The following is a 15240-nucleotide window of genomic DNA, read 5'->3' as shown; positions in this document are numbered from 1 at the left end:
AGGCAGCTTAGGCTGCCTATTTTCGTATTAGACTGCTATAATCCGACGCGATTTTTATAAATCGATTCACATTGGGTCCGCAACCCAGATTCAAATCAAACAAATGAACGGAACAGTAATGAAAAAAACACTGTATACCGGCGCATTGTGTGCTGCTACCTTACTTTCAACTCCTTCTTTCGCAGCTGACCAAGAACTGTACTTTTACAACTGGTCTGAATACATCCCTAACGAAGTGTTAGAGGACTTCACTGAAGAGACTGGAATTAAAGTTATCTACTCTACCTACGAGTCTAACGAAAGCATGTACGCTAAGTTAAAAACTCAAGGTTCAGGTTACGACCTAGTTGTACCTTCTACTTACTTCGTATCTAAGATGCGCAAAGAAGGCATGCTTCAAGAGCTAGACAAATCTAAGCTAACTCACTTTGCTGATTTGGATCCAAACTACTTGGACAAACCATTTGACCCAAGCAACAGCTACTCTATCCCATATATCTGGGGTGCTACGGGTATTGGCATTAACTCAGACATGCTAGACAAGTCTTCTGTTAAATCATGGGATGACCTATGGGATACACAGTGGGAAGGTCAGCTGATGATGATGGACGACTCTCGTGAAGTGTTCCACATTGCCCTAACAAAGCTGGGTTACTCTCCAAACACAACTAACCCAGATGAAATCAAAGCGGCTTACGAAGAGCTGAAGAAGCTAATGCCAAATGTATTGGTGTTCAACTCAGATTTCCCAGCAAACCCTTACCTAGCAGGTGAAGTTTCTCTAGGTATGCTTTGGAACGGCTCTGCATACATGGCTCGTCAAGAAGGTGCAACAATTGACATCATCTGGCCAGAGAAAGGCGCAATTTTCTGGATGGACAGCCTAGCGATTCCATCAGGCGCGAAAAACGTAGATGCGGCACACAAGATGATCGACTTCCTACTACGCCCTGAAAACGCAGCAAAAATTGCTCTAGAAATTGGCTACCCAACGCCAGTTAAAACGGCATACCCTCTTCTACCGAAAGAGTTTGCTGAAGACCAGAACGTTTTCCCACCACAATCTGTAATGGACAACGGTTTTTGGCAAGACGAAGTGGGTGAAGCGAGCGTTATTTATGACGAGTACTTCCAAAAACTAAAAGTAAACAACTAGTTTATTTTTAAATGAATATGAAAGCGGCGTTGGCCGCTTTCTTTTTATCTAAACTTTATATAGGATAAAAATAAACAACACGAAGTGCGATTTAATATGAAGGCAAACCCTATACTATTGATTGTCACTCTAATGCTACTAGGCTCCTTTGTGATGCTTGGCTTGAGCTCTGTGACAGACATAGATTCAAACTACGACTTATTCTTTGAAACCAATACACTGATCATCGTAATTTATGTCTATGCTGTTGCTCGAAAAGCGATACTTCCTCATAAGATCTTGCACTTCGGTGCTCTGCTCCTTATTTTCAACCTTTGTTATGACGTCGCAACAGAACTCGAGAGGCTTGATGAATGGGCAGACCGCCATGAACTCATTGATACTTTTCTTGAAGATGGTTTACTGCAGATCGCGTTTTTGCTTATCGCGATTGGTATTACCCAACTCACCTCCTCCATTAAAGCTCAGAGCCACATTGATGAGTTGACGGGCCTGTTTAACCGAAAGAAATTCGACGCAATTACACTCGCCGAGTTCGATGTTATCTATCTGGACCTTGATGGCCTAAAACGCGTGAATGATTTAAAAGGTCATAATGTAGGTGATCTCATGATTGTGCGCTTCTCTCAGGTACTTCGCCAAGCTGCGGTTCAGGACGAGTTACTATTTCGAATTGGTGGTGACGAGTTTGTCGTGGTTGCACTCAAAGGACGTAGCGCTGAATTTATAGATCAGGTTGTCAATCTGCTTCACGGCGAAAATATTGATTTTTCATATGGTGTAGCCCCTGCGACACAAGACACTTTTCAACAGGCCTTGGTTGCGTCAGACAAAGCGATGTACACAATGAAAAAGGCCAAGCACAGCTTGAAGAGTGTTTAATTTGCTGTAGAAGGAGCTTCGTTATAAGACAAAACACAAGTTTGTTTTTGCTCTGTAACTCGCACTTCGTGTGAACTATTGCTTGAGTCTCTGTTGGTTATGCTAGTCTTTTTTTGTTGTAGTTCAGAAGGATAAAAGACGTGAAGCCGATAGATGATATTGATGACTATGAAATTGAAACTGATCCAGAGATTCTTGCTGAGCTAGAAGAAAAACGTCAACTCGTTGACCTGATTCAAAACTACGGGATGACCAGTGAAGAAGCTATCGCTTTCTATGCCAAAAAGCACTAACTGTATATGAGTAGTGCTGTTGAATCAGACCAAAAACAAACAAGGCATCACATTGAATCGTGATGCCTTGTTTTTATACAAACCGATAGACTATTTTTCCTTTCAAGCTCTTAAACTTTTAGGTTCTTCGTATAGGAGTTCTGAAACTAATTTAGGAACTTCAATGCTTGCCTTACCATAACGCTTTTCAACAAATTCGCTTTCTACAGCGCTTGGCTCTAGATTAATTTCAATAGTATGAGCGCCATGCATTTTCGCATCGTGGACAAAGCCTGCAGCTGGGTACACTACGCCAGAAGTACCGATAGAAATAAATAGATCCGCTTCTTCTAACGCTGAATAGATATCCCCCATACGTAGTGGCATTTCACCAAACCAAACAATGTGAGGCCTCATCTGAGCTGGGATTTGGCAACAATGACATAGCTCACCAGTCAGAATGTCATCTTTGTGCTCAATAACCTGATTCGATTCACTGCAACGGGCTTTTAGGAGTTCGCCGTGCATGTGTATCACATTGTCGCTACCGCCTCTCTCATGAAGGTTATCGATATTCTGTGTGATGATGGTGACTTTCCCATCTAAACGCTTCTCAAGCTCCCCTAGCGCTTTGTGTGCAGCATTAGGCTCAATATCGGGGCTTTGCAGTCCTTTACGGCGCTTATTATAAAATGCTTGAACCAAATCAGGGTCTCGTTGAAAGCCTTCGGGGGTAGCCACATCTTCGATCTTGTGGTTTTCCCATAATCCGTCCTGCGCACGAAAAGTTTGTATTCCTGATTCTGCCGAGATCCCAGCACCTGTGAGAATCACGATATTTCTGTATGGGAAATTCATATTACGTCCTTATCAATATGTCACTTTGTAACAGCTTAGCATTGTTCAAATTCCAACAATAGTTTTGGGGATTAGACCATGGTCTTATGTGCATGTATCCATTGGTCATTTGTGAACTAGCTTGAGTTTTGAAGAGGAAACATAGCTCGGAGACGATTGTTGAATCGGTTTTTTCTCCTTATCGCTCTTTACAAAAAATGAAAAAAGCGACCGAAGCCGCTTTTAATTTCTGTATCTAGAGGTAAGAAGATTACTTTGTTTAAAGGTTAATCTTCACTTACAGATGAGATCTTGTGAATGGATAGATCCGCACCGTTAAATTCATCCTCCTCGCTTAAACGAAGGCCTGTCACTTTGTTTAGGATGCCGTAAACGATGAATGCACCGCCAACTGCAATGACAATGCCTGCAATAGTACCCAGAACTTGTACCACAAAGCTCACACCACCAAGTCCCCAGAATGCTTGTTGGCCAAAGATACCTGCTGCGATACCGCCCCATGCGCCACAAACGCCGTGTAGAGGCCAAACACCTAATACGTCATCAATCTTGGTTTTGTTTTGCATGTAAGTGAATAGGTAAACAAATAGTGCGCCTGCGACACCACCTGTTACGAGTGCACCGAGTGGATGCATCAAGTCTGAGCCAGCACAAACTGCGACTAAGCCCGCCAAAGGACCATTGTGAATGAAGCCTGGGTCGTTCTTGCCAGCAAACAGTGCAGCTAGAATACCGCCAACCATCGCCATGAGAGAGTTCATTGCAACTAAGCCGCTAATGCCATTGATTGCCTGCGCTGACATTACGTTAAAGCCAAACCAACCGACACAAAGAATCCATGCGCCTAACGCTAAGAAAGGAATGTTTGATGGTGCGAAGTTGGTGTGCTTACCCGCACGAATACGTCCTTTACGCATTCCCAGAAAGTAAACTGCGACCAATGCAATCCAACCACCTACGCCATGTACGACGATTGAACCTGCGAAGTCATGAAAGCCATAACCGAACTGCGCTTCGAACCAATCCTGTAGGCCAAAATTCCCATTCCAAATAATGCCTTCAAAGAACGGATAAACCAGCCCAACCGTAAATAAGGTCGCCAATAGTACTGGGTAGAAACGTGCACGCTCTGCGATACCACCCGATACAATTGCTGGAATCGCCGCAGCAAACGTCATTAAGAAGAAGAACTTCACTAACTCATAGCCATTTGCTTGAGCCAGGGTATCGGCATCAGCGAAAAAGTGTGCGCCATAAGCAACCCAATATCCGATAAAGAAATACGCAATGGCGGAAACGCCAAAATCCGCAAGAATCTTCACCAAAGCGTTTACTTGGTTTTTCTTTCGTACCGTACCTACCTCTAGGAAGGCAAAACCTGCGTGCATCAAGAAAACCATGATGGCACCAAGTAGTAAAAACAGTGTGTCCGAACTTTGCGTCAAGTTCTGTACTGCACTATGAACTTGCTCGACTGACTGGCTCATTAAAGCTAACTCCTTTTGCTTTATCATTTGCACTGATTGTGTGCGCGTTAAATGATGTAATTATTTAAAGACTCAATAGTTAGGCAAAATGCGTTCCAAACCACATGAACCGAATAAGCGCAGTTTGCACTGCTAAGTAAATTATTGATTAATAATGAATTTAATGTTTAGTGGCACAATTTTGGTGAGCAACAGGATGTAAGTTGTTAATTTTATTTGCACCAAGATAGTGAGATGCACCATAAAGAAGCGTGCAACATTAAGGAAAAAGCTTAGAGGATTTAGAAAGCAGACAATAAAAAACCCAGCAAAGAGCTGGGTTTCAAATAGAACAACTTAAGAGTGTTGTTATAAGTTTGGTCCTGTTGAAGCTTTTTGTGGCAAACCTTGCTTCAAGCGGGTCATTCCTTGGTACATACGAATAAACCAAACCACGATGGCAATAGCACCAAACAACATACCCACGTAAGGGATGTAGTATGCAATCTCATCGATGAAATGACTCTTATACCAGTAGTCGTTTACACCTTTCAAAACGCCATTTGATGTTGCAACAGTCACGATCAATACCACAAAGTAGGTCAGATTCAGGAAGAAAGTACGGATTAAACCGTAGTAATGGGAGTCAATGACCTCCCCATCCTCTCCTTTGTCTAGACGATAACCCGCATAGACAATAGCGATCACACCCGAAATCAGGCAGGTAAATGGCGTAAAGCAACTTAGTATGTAAGCAACCCAAATACCTTTATGAGGTTTGTTCATTCGGCTTTACCTCTTTTGCTGTTTGCGAGACATTTTCTGTGTTCGAACCAGTTGTGTCACCTTGTAGTGCTTCCTGTTTCTCTTTAGCCATGACTTCTTCGTACCAAAGGTCGTGGTGCTCTTTAGCCCAAGTTTCGTCAACTTCACCCGTTACCATACCTTCTAACGCCCCTTCCATACCAAACAGGCCGATATAAATGTGGAACACAAAGCCACAGATAAGGATCAGTGCCGCTAGCATGTGAACTAAGTTAGAAAGCTCCATATCACGACGTGTTTGACCAAAGATTGGAAAGTCTAGAACTAAACCACTGATCGCAACGACGGTACCTACAACGATAAGTAACCAAAACAGTGCTTTTTCACCAGCGTTTGAAAACTCTGCTGACGGGTGTGAGCCTTTATGCTTACCAACCATACCACCAAGCTTCATAAACCACTTAAGGTCGACCATCTTGAAGATAGACTTACGCCACCACTTCACTAGTACGCACATTAGCAGTACATAGAAAATTGGACCGATGTAGTTGTGGTATTGCTTAGCGAGCATGATGATAAAGCCCCACAAATCCGTTGGGATATAAGGCTTTAAGAAGTGCTTACCATAAACCAACATTAAGCCGCTGAAGGCCAAAGTTAGGAAGGTAAACGCCATGCTCCAGTGGAGCGCTCTGTCTAAACGAGACCAACGTTTTATTTTACGCCCTGTTCTCGGTGCACTTAACATCAGTGGACCAATCACAATGTACATCAGAGTAACAAAGGCAATACTACCGAAGATAGCAACTGCGCCTGCCGGAGACATCCACTTCTCTTTTAAGATGTACCACGTTTGTCCAGGAGTACTGATCAGCATGCCGTGCTCAGCAGATTGAGACGTTGTGTATCCTGTCTCACCTTCACGCACTTGTCGCCAAAAGTCTGCACCCGCAAGTTGGGTCATCTCACGCTCTGCGGTATTCGCTTTCGTCTCAGCAGCGTGACTCATTGGAGCCAGCATTGTCAGTGCTGCCAATAACGGCAGCACGACAAATGAGAGACGTTTTAACAATGAAAGCATACGTCTCTCCCTACTTAGCTCTTAGTCGCATCGTAAGATAGGTCGTTACCATTGGTCCAACCCGCGCCTTTTGCGCCACGCTCTACAACACGTTGACGGAATACATCAGAGACTTTCTCTGCGTCACCCGCTAGTAGTGCTTTAGTTGAACATAGTGATGCACACATTGGCAGCTTGCCTTCAGCAATACGGTTCGCACCGTACTTCTGACGCTCTTCAACAGAGCCCGCTTCAGTTTCAGGACCGCCTGCACAGAATGTACATTTGTCCATCTTACCGCGCTCACCAAATGCTTCCTGTTTAGGGAATTGTGGTGCGCCAAACGGACAAGCGAATAGACAGTAGCCACAACCGATACACAGATCTTTGTTGTGAAGTACGATGCCGTCTTCAGTGTGCTCGAAACAGTCTGCAGGACATACCGCCATACAAGGCGCGTCAGTACAGTGCATACAAGCAACTGAGATAGAGTTTTCACCCGGTTCGCCATCGTTCAGTGTTACAACGCGGCGACGTTGGATACCCCACTCTAGAGCATCATCGTTTTCGTTTTTACATGCAGTGACACAGCCGTTACATTCGATACAACGCTTAGTGTCACAAAGAAATTTCATTCTAGCCATTATTGGACTCCTTAAGCCTTACGAATGTTACAAAGGGTTACTTTCGTTTCCTGCATCAACGTTACAGGGTCATAACCATACGTGGTTGCTGTGTTTGCAGCTTCACCAATAACATACGGGTCAGTGCCTTCAGGATACTTAGAACGTAGGTCTTCACCTTGGAACTTACCGCCGAAGTGGAATGGAATAAATGCCAGACCAGGCTTCACACGACGTGTGACAAGAGCTTTCACCTTAATACGGCCTTTCTCTGCACCTTCAACCCAAACATCATCGCCATCTTTAAAGCCGATGTCGTTTGCGTCTTTCGGGTTAACTTCAACGAACATCTCTTGTTGAAGTTCAGCAAGCCAAGGGTTAGAACGAGTCTCTTCACCACCACCTTCGTATTCAACCAGACGGCCAGAGGTTAGGATGATTGGGTACTCGCCAGACTTATCTTCTTCTTGAATCGACTTGTACAAGGTTGGTACACGGAAGATCGCTTCTTTGTCGTCCCAAGTTGGGTAGTCAGCTACTAGGTCACGACGTGGCGTGTACAGCGGCTCACGGTGAAGTGGTACGCGGTCTGGGAATGTCCAAACAACCGCACGCGCCTTCGCATTACCAAATGGGATACAGCCGTGCTTAATCGCAACGCGTTGGATACCGCCAGATAGGTCGGTTTTCCAGTTCTTACCCTCAGCAGCCGCTTTTTCTTCGGCTGTTAGATCGTCCCACCAACCCAGTTGTTTCAGAAGCTTGTCACTGAACTCTGGATAGCCGTCTTTGATTTCACTGCCTTTCGAATAGCTGTCTTCTGCCAGTAGGTTTTTACCTTCGAACTCAACACCAAAACGGGTACGGAAGTTACCGCCGCCCTCTGCAACAGGCTTAGATGTATCGTAAAGGATATGAGTACCAGGGTGTTTCATCTCTGGTGTACCCCAACATGGCCAAGGCATACCGTAGGTTTCACCGTGAATTGGGCCGCCTTCCGCTTCCAACGTTGTTTTGTGGAATGTGTGCCAGTTTTGTTGGTGCTCTTTGATACGTTCAGGGCTTTGACCGGTGTAACCAATCGTCCACATACCTTTGTTAAACTCACGTGTTAAGTCTTCAATCAGTGGTTGATTGTTCTCAACGCGGATGTTTTTAAACAACTGGTCTGCATAACCTAGCTTTTTAGAAAGTAGGTACATGATTTCGTGGTCAGGCTTAGAGTCGAACAGTGGATCAACCACTTTGTCTCGCCACTGTAGCGAACGGTTTGATGCCGTAACACTGCCGTAAGTTTCGAACTGAGTCGTCGCTGGAAGTAGGTAAACGCCATCAGTACGATCGTTCATTACCGCTGCAACGGTTGGGTATGGGTCAACAATAACCATCATATCCAGCTTCTGCATCGCTTTCTGCATTTCAGGACCACGAGTCTGAGAGTTCACCGCGTGACCCCAGTAGAACATTGCGCGAATGTTTTCACGTTGGCGAATGTTGTCTTTGTTTTCTAAAACACCATCCACCCAACGAGATACAGGGATACCCGCACTGTTCATTGGTTTTTGACCGCCGTAAGCGTTGTCATCGAAACGGCCTTTCACCCAGTCAAAATCTAGATCCCAAACTTTCGACCAGTGGCGCCATGAGCCTTCAGAGAGACCGTAGTAACCTGGAAGTGTGTCTGATAGTACGCCAAGGTCAGTTGCGCCTTGTACGTTATCGTGACCACGGAAAATGTTAGCGCCGCCGCCTGATTTACCGATGTTACCTAGTGCAAGTTCAAGTACACAGTAAGCACGAGTGTTGTTGTTACCTGTGGTGTGTTGAGTACCACCCATACACCAAACGATACAACCAGGGCGGTTTTCAGAAAGGAGTTTCGCTGTATGGTAAACGTCCGCTTCAGATACGCCCGTTACGCGCTCAACCTCAGCTGGCGTCCATTTTGCGACTTCTTCACGGATCTCATCCATACCAAATACACGTTGGCGAATGAACTCTTTGTCTTCCCACTTGTTTGCAAACACATGCCATAGCACGCCCCAAATAAACGCGACGTCAGAGCCCGGACGAAGTGATACGTAGTGATCTGATTTTGCAGCCGTACGAGTACGACGAGGATCCGCAACAACGATCTTACAGTTGTTTTTCTCTTTCGCGATCAGGATGTGCTGCATTGCGACTGGGTGTGCTTCTGCTGGGTTCGAACCAATGAATAGCATCGACTTACAGTTGTGCATGTCATTGAACGAGTTAGTCATTGCACCGTAGCCCCAAGTGTTCGCTACACCTGCTACTGTGGTTGAGTGACAAATACGTGCTTGGTGGTCGACGTTATTGGTGCCCCAAAGTGACGCCATTTTACGGAATGCGTAAGCTTGCTCGTTGCTGTGTTTCGCACTACCAAGGAAGTAAACCGAATCAGGACCAGACTCTTTACGCAGCTCAAGCGCTTTGTTACCGATCTCTTCGATTGCTTGATCCCAAGAAAGTTTCTTCCACTTACCGCCTTCCAGTTTCATTGGGTACTTAAGACGACGTTCACCGTGGCCGTGCTCACGCAGTGCTGCACCTTTCGCACAGTGTCCACCAGCGTTGAATGGGTGGTCAAATGCCGGCTCTTGGCCAGTCCATACGCCATTTTGAACTTCAGCGTAGATACCACAACCCACAGAACAGTGAGAACAGATCGTACGTTTGATCTCAGTTTTCGCATCTGGATCAACCGATTTCGCTTGTGCTTTCTTCATCATACCTGGAGCAAATAGGCTTGCACCTACTACAGCGCCACCAGCAGCCAATGAAGTGTTCTTCATGAATGCACGACGAGATACGCCGAGCTGATTGGTTTCCTTGCTCACACTATCGGAGCGTTTGACTAGTTTCATCCTTTATCCCCTATAGTGTGTCGTAGTAGTCGCGAATATGTTGCGTTTCACGGTAGCCAGTCTTCTTCACGTCTTTTTTGGAAAGGTCAGGCGTTTCAGCTGCTGATGCCACTGTTGAAGTTCCAGCGACAACAGCACCCGCTACGGCTGCAGTTGTTAAGCCTTTGAGTAAGTCCCTACGGCTTGTATTTACTTCTTTATTATCTTTCATCATTGCTTCCTTACCTTACGGTAGATCTTTATGGAGGCTTACTGCCCCTCTATCGATATGATCGAGTACTGCTCGATTACTCGTAATCAGTGACGTTTTTCACATCAATTTTTGATTTGTGCTTACTGCTTTTGGTATTCACACTAAAACGAACTTGTTCTAGCGATAGGAATGCTTGGCATAGCTGAGCGGCCGGCTTGTAAAAGTTGGCGTGTTCCGCACTCTCCGTTTGACGAGTGAAAGATTCAAACCAAGGTGCAATATGTTTATTGAAAACAACTTGTTGAAGCTCTTCTTCTTCACCGGTTAGCATCGCCATGACTTCACAAAGAGCTGAAATATGATCTTCTGGCTCTTTTACGTTTTCGTCGCGCTCAATACCAAGAAGCTCAAGATCGTGTCGGATCTCAGCGAGTGGCTTTTCCATCATTGCGCCAGTCATATGCCATGAACCAAAAGGCATAACTTCACCACGGCCAATACCGATGAAAAGGTCTTGGTATTCGTCTTCTAGTGCTTCACGTTTAGATTGAATTGCGGCTTGTTGAAGCGCAATCCACGCTTTCTGCATAGCACTTTCCGACTCTTCAATTTCTAGAGATTTTAAAAAGTCGATCATCTCTTCTGTTGGAGCACTACGAAATAGTGCGGATAGAACTAGGTAGATATCTGTTCTTAATGTTTGTTCTTGTTCTGAATGAGTATCCAAAGCCAACTCCTAGTATTTCAGTTGTTTCAATGGGTCTTGAGCCATTGAATCGAACATATCGATGACACGGCAGTCTTCACACATAGCAATACGATTGATCGCTGCTTCGTCTGAAAAATGAGAGTGACCGCGTAACTTGTTTTGCAACATATCAATCATAGATTGAGGAGCAAAAGGCTTATGACAACGAATACACTCCGCTGCTTTCTCTTCATGGATCACAACGGCCTTCTGACGCTCCTCTTTCACCCAATTCATACGAGGCGTTAGAGTCAGAACATTTTCAGGACATGCTTTTTCACAAAGGCCACACTGAACACAATCTTGCTCAATGAATTTTAGAGATGGAGATGTGCCATCGGTATGAAGTGCACGAGTTGGACATACCGCCACACAACTCATACACAACGTACAGTCTTTGCTTTCACACGAAACGTTGCCGTAAGGTGCGTTCGATGGAAGCTCAACAATATTTTCGACAGGGATTCGTGATGTGCTTAGTGCATCTAGAGCAGTAAATAGGCGCTGGCGCTTATTTCCTTGAAGGTCGCCAAGTGCCAAATCAAACGAATCGGTACAAAGTGTAGGTGCACCTTCACGAAGAGATTCAAGGTAAAGGATATCTACGGTCTCTTTTGCTACACCAATTTGATCCAACAGTTCTTGAGCAATACCGACTTCGTTATTAAGAACACGAATAATGGTTTCGGGCATAAAGCGAGACGCTGCAAACAGAACCTGAGTTGCACCATTTACTAAAGCTGCAAACCACGTATCAATGCCTACAGAAGGAAGCTCTTCAACAACAATCGGAATAACATTGTCTGGAAGTGCTTTAAGTGCCATCACGTTATATGTTTCATGACGTGAGCTACAAATCAGAACGATCGGGTCTAGCCCCCCTGCTTTCTCATAGTTGGCTAACGTGCGTTCAATGAATTTTTGAGTGTCATCTGGATTAGGAAGTGCGTAACTGATCGCTTCAGTTGGACAGCTTGTTGCACAAGTACCCACGCCTTGACAAAGGTACGGGTTAATTTCGATGCGATGACCGGTTTTGTCTGTACCTTCACTTGATAGCGCGCCTGCAGGACAAGCATCAACACAACGCTCACAGCCTTTAACGCCACGAGAGCTATGCGCACACAAATCAGTATCTAAACGGAAGAATTTTGGCTTATCGAAAGTCCCCATTAGCGTTGGGATCTCTTCTAGTGCTTCAGCCAATTTCGGATAGCCACGTCCAACTGGGTAGTAACCCGGAACTGGAACTTCTTCAGTCATACAGCTGTTTAGGCATAGGTCTAACACAACATCAAAGCAATCGTGATTAATCGCAACTTTCGCTAAATTGCTCGTCGTCCCACGGTTTTCAATAACTACTTCAAACGTACCTAGGAAACCTGATACCTGAACAGAATTAGCGAAATAGAGTTCACTGTTTGAACCCTTCTCTCCATCGGTTGACAGCAAGGTAAGGCTAGTCAATTGAGGTAACTGCGCAGCCGCGCTCTCAATGATTGCAGTTGGCCCTATGATTAGGGTATTTCCACCACTTTCATAACTTACAGTTGGTGGAATAAGGTTGGTTAACTCTACGGTATTTTCAAAAGCATAGAGTCGCGCTTTACCATTATTTGTTGTTGCTTCTTTTAATAGTTCTTTAAGCATTGCTCAGTTCCATATAGCGTCATGGATAATCTGCTCAACCTTGATTGTAGTCAGCCTCGTATAGAATGCTGATTAATTGCTCAATTAATGATGTGTCGTATTTCAGCATCGATAATGAAACAATCTACTAACCTGTTGATTATGCTTGTTTATAGCAATGTATATGCCAACTTTATTTTGATTATATTTCAATGGTTTATGTTATTTATTGCTATTTAATAAGGACAAAAAAACCGACTGGGACAATTTGTCTCAGTCGGTTCATTGAGTGTTTAGTCAAAATGTACCTATTCTTTGTGTGGTATATTTTGTCCCAGTTAAAGACTCATACTTTCAGATGAAGTACCGATTTTATGAGTAACTGTGTATTTATACAGTTACTATTGTTTGGGAGACTTTTCAACCTTCTCAGTGTCTGAATTGAGGGCATCTTTAGGTTCGTTTTCAGAAACATCGCCCGCTTCTTGTGGAGCTTCTTCTTGGTCTGTTTCGGCTACTTCTTGTTCTAAGGTATCACCGGTCGAAGTTGACTCATCTTGAGCTTTAGTAGTGACAGGCTCACTATCCTCGACGGTATCTTTTACCCAGTCTCTTAACGTATCAGCAACGCCTTCAGTAAGAGACTTGAGATTGCTGTAGTCATCATCATAGTCATCTAAGCCATCACGAACGTTGAACTCTTCAGATAAGAACAGCTTTCTTAGTGCAGCCTTTTTGACGCTCTCCGATGCCTCAGATACCAGCAGCTGAGCAACAGAAGGAGACTCCCCTTCAACGTTTTTTACCGAATCATCAAGAGTTCCACTAGAAACATCCGCGGTTGTTTGTTCTGAATGAACCGAAGGATCTAGGTCATTAACGCTTGTGAATTCAGAAGGTTGAGCATCAGTGTTAGCGTTAACTGACTCTTCTGTCGCAACGTCTGTGGCCTTGTCTCCATCTAACTTACGCTGTGACCAACGACTAAAGAAACTAGTTGCCATTTGCGCGCCCTGCTCCTTTACGTTTCTTACGACGTTTTTCTAACAGCTCGCCATGGCGACCAATGAAGGCCTCCATCCAAGCTTGAACAGGTAAAGGCATATCAAACGAAAGAACCTGATTATCTCCATCCATATACTGACCTGCGACAGTTTGAGAGGCTGTCAGCAATTGGATAATAGGTACACCTGAATCGACGTTATCCATTACCAAGAAAAGCTTGGGTTGTTGTGAACTAAGGTTGAATCGATAGTCTGTACGTTCATCTTTATGCAGTTGCAGTAGACACACATCTTTTGAGTCACTGTTTGGGGATAGTTCAAACCCTGCAAGTTCCCATTGTGTGGTCGTCCACATGCCCGTTTTGATCTCTTTCTCGATGCGATGAACGCCTATCGACCAAGATGTCTCGGTTTTCTCATATTGTTGTTCTAGTTCTTTAGTTTCCGACATATCTCATCCAGTTGTTATTTGAAGTCGCTACCAATAGGACATTTTGTTCTATTTACAACATCACAAAATCTTTGGTTTACTACAACCAAGCAATAACCACGCCATAGCACCACCAAAATAGGCGAAGTCTCTGTTCAGGTTAGACCGATGTGACAGTTTTTGCGCTAAGTAAAGGTAATCATCCGAATAATTTGAGATAAAGAGCGCTTTGGAATAAGAATTGCTTTAAGCATTAAGACAAAGAAGCCGACACCCTCCGCGAGCTTCAAAAATAACGCCTAAACCGTCAACGTCAAAACGCGTGATGAGCGTATACACAACTAGGATATGAAAGTGGTTAAACCAAACATTATTAAAACCAGTGAAAACCCTCTACAAACCATTGAAGTGGAAGTGTTCGACGAGTATGGCGAAAAGCTAACAAAACAGATTGCTTGCGAACGCCCTCTAACCGTCATGCTTAACTGGAAAGAGATCGTGACTCTGATGACTTTGGGCTCACGTCCTGAATCATTAGTCTTAGGTTATTTGAAGAACCAAAGCTTCCTTTCTGACCCTGAAGCGATTGAATCAATCATCATTGATTGGGAAACCAGTTCAGCGGCGGTTGTAACGAAAGAAGATACAAGCCAGTTGGAGAGTGCGCTTAAAAAGAAAACCGTCACCTCAGGTTGTGGTCAAGGCACTATGTACGGCAACGTAATGAAGCAGCTGGAAAATTACCAAGTGCCTCAAACCAAGCTTAAGCAATCAGAAATCTACACTGCGCTTGAAGCGTTAACTCACTATAACGACACCTATAAAAAAGCAGGAGCTGTCCATGGTTGTGCTGTATGCAAAGACGACCAAGTGCTCTCTTTCGTTGAAGATGTCGGTCGTCATAATGCGGTAGATACGCTGGCAGGTGAAATGTGGCTGAATCAGGAAGATGGCTCAGACAAAATCTTCTATACCACTGGCCGTTTGACGTCTGAAATGGTGATTAAGGTAGCTCAAATGGGCATTCCAGTGTTGCTCTCTCGTTCAGGCGTGACTCAAATGGGCTTAGACTTAGCTCAGAAGTTTGGCATCACTACGATCGCTCGTGCTAAAGGTTTACGCTTCCAAGTCTTTACAGGTGCAGATAAGATTATCTTTGATGTTAAAGGCAGCCAACACGGCGAATAACGTATTTAAAAAGCACCGTAGTTTCTTTTCTAACGAAGCCTAATTAGGTGTAATTTGATGCTCTCAATTGCCGTGAAC

The 15240-nt window shown here is 44.4% G+C and carries 15 protein-coding genes; 4 read left to right on the top strand and 11 right to left on the bottom strand.

Annotation, left to right across the window (positions count from 1 at the left end):
* The first annotated feature begins 118 nt into the window (after positions 1–118).
* The 3 genes from KI743_RS18450 to KI743_RS18440 all read left to right on the top strand — a co-directional run bounded on the left by KI743_RS18450 (position 119) and on the right by KI743_RS18440 (position 2331).
* A complete protein-coding gene (locus KI743_RS18450) occupies positions 119–1156 on the top strand; it encodes an extracellular solute-binding protein (RefSeq protein WP_150872425.1) in 1038 nt (345 codons plus the stop codon).
* Between the two features lie 96 nt (positions 1157–1252).
* Positions 1253–2038, top strand: a complete 786-nt coding sequence (locus tag KI743_RS18445) for a GGDEF domain-containing protein (RefSeq protein WP_285467664.1) — start codon at positions 1253–1255, stop codon at positions 2036–2038.
* A 140-nt stretch (positions 2039–2178) separates the two neighbouring features.
* A complete protein-coding gene (locus KI743_RS18440; RefSeq protein ID WP_160168782.1) occupies positions 2179–2331 on the top strand; it encodes a hypothetical protein in 153 nt (50 codons plus the stop codon).
* A gap of 102 nt (positions 2332–2433) precedes the next feature.
* Here KI743_RS18440 and cobB read toward each other — a convergent pair whose 3' ends face one another.
* From cobB to KI743_RS18385, 11 genes are all read right to left on the bottom strand, one after another.
* Positions 2434–3168 carry a Sir2 family NAD+-dependent deacetylase gene (gene cobB, locus KI743_RS18435; RefSeq protein ID WP_032549049.1) on the bottom strand — a complete coding sequence of 245 codons (735 nt, stop codon included), beginning with the start codon at positions 3166–3168 and terminating at the stop codon, positions 2434–2436.
* 266 nt (positions 3169–3434) lie between these two features.
* Complete coding sequence (locus KI743_RS18430) at positions 3435–4655, bottom strand: ammonium transporter (RefSeq protein ID WP_285467662.1); 1221 nt, start codon at positions 4653–4655, stop codon at positions 3435–3437.
* 348 nt (positions 4656–5003) lie between these two features.
* Positions 5004–5420, bottom strand: coding sequence for a hypothetical protein (locus KI743_RS18425; protein ID WP_032549046.1), 417 nt, complete (start codon positions 5418–5420; stop codon positions 5004–5006).
* Positions 5404–6480, bottom strand: coding sequence for a formate dehydrogenase subunit gamma (locus KI743_RS18420; RefSeq protein WP_285467660.1), 1077 nt, complete (start codon positions 6478–6480; stop codon positions 5404–5406). The genes KI743_RS18425 and KI743_RS18420 overlap by 17 nt, the downstream gene beginning before the upstream one ends.
* A gap of 14 nt (positions 6481–6494) precedes the next feature.
* A complete protein-coding gene (gene fdh3B / locus KI743_RS18415; RefSeq protein WP_032549044.1) occupies positions 6495–7103 on the bottom strand; it encodes a formate dehydrogenase FDH3 subunit beta in 609 nt (202 codons plus the stop codon).
* 11 nt (positions 7104–7114) lie between these two features.
* Entirely contained in the window at positions 7115–9970 is a 2856-nt protein-coding gene (locus tag KI743_RS18410; protein WP_150872433.1) for a formate dehydrogenase subunit alpha, read from the bottom strand.
* 10 nt (positions 9971–9980) lie between these two features.
* Entirely contained in the window at positions 9981–10181 is a 201-nt protein-coding gene (locus KI743_RS18405) for a twin-arginine translocation signal domain-containing protein (RefSeq protein ID WP_032549042.1), read from the bottom strand.
* 76 nt (positions 10182–10257) lie between these two features.
* Positions 10258–10890 (bottom strand): molecular chaperone, encoded by a 633-nt coding sequence (locus KI743_RS18400; RefSeq protein ID WP_285467658.1) that lies wholly within the window; start codon positions 10888–10890, stop codon positions 10258–10260.
* Positions 10891–10899: 9 nt separating this feature from the next.
* Positions 10900–12561, bottom strand: a complete 1662-nt coding sequence (locus tag KI743_RS18395; protein WP_285467656.1) for a 4Fe-4S dicluster domain-containing protein — start codon at positions 12559–12561, stop codon at positions 10900–10902.
* A 380-nt stretch (positions 12562–12941) separates the two neighbouring features.
* Positions 12942–13544, bottom strand: coding sequence for a DUF3306 domain-containing protein (locus KI743_RS18390; RefSeq protein WP_285467654.1), 603 nt, complete (start codon positions 13542–13544; stop codon positions 12942–12944).
* Entirely contained in the window at positions 13534–13995 is a 462-nt protein-coding gene (locus KI743_RS18385) for a DUF3305 domain-containing protein (RefSeq protein WP_285467653.1), read from the bottom strand. Before KI743_RS18385 ends, KI743_RS18390 begins: the two co-directional genes overlap by 11 nt.
* A gap of 333 nt (positions 13996–14328) precedes the next feature.
* Between KI743_RS18385 and fdhD the strand changes: the two genes are divergently transcribed.
* Positions 14329–15162 carry a formate dehydrogenase accessory sulfurtransferase FdhD gene (fdhD, locus tag KI743_RS18380; protein WP_285467651.1) on the top strand — a complete coding sequence of 278 codons (834 nt, stop codon included), beginning with the start codon at positions 14329–14331 and terminating at the stop codon, positions 15160–15162.
* The last annotated feature ends 78 nt before the right edge of the window (positions 15163–15240 follow it).

The organism is Vibrio sp. D420a (assembly GCF_030248625.1).
GTDB classification, from domain to species: Bacteria; Pseudomonadota; Gammaproteobacteria; order Enterobacterales; family Vibrionaceae; genus Vibrio; species Vibrio fortis_A.
This window is presented reverse-complemented; position numbering and strand designations above follow the sequence as displayed.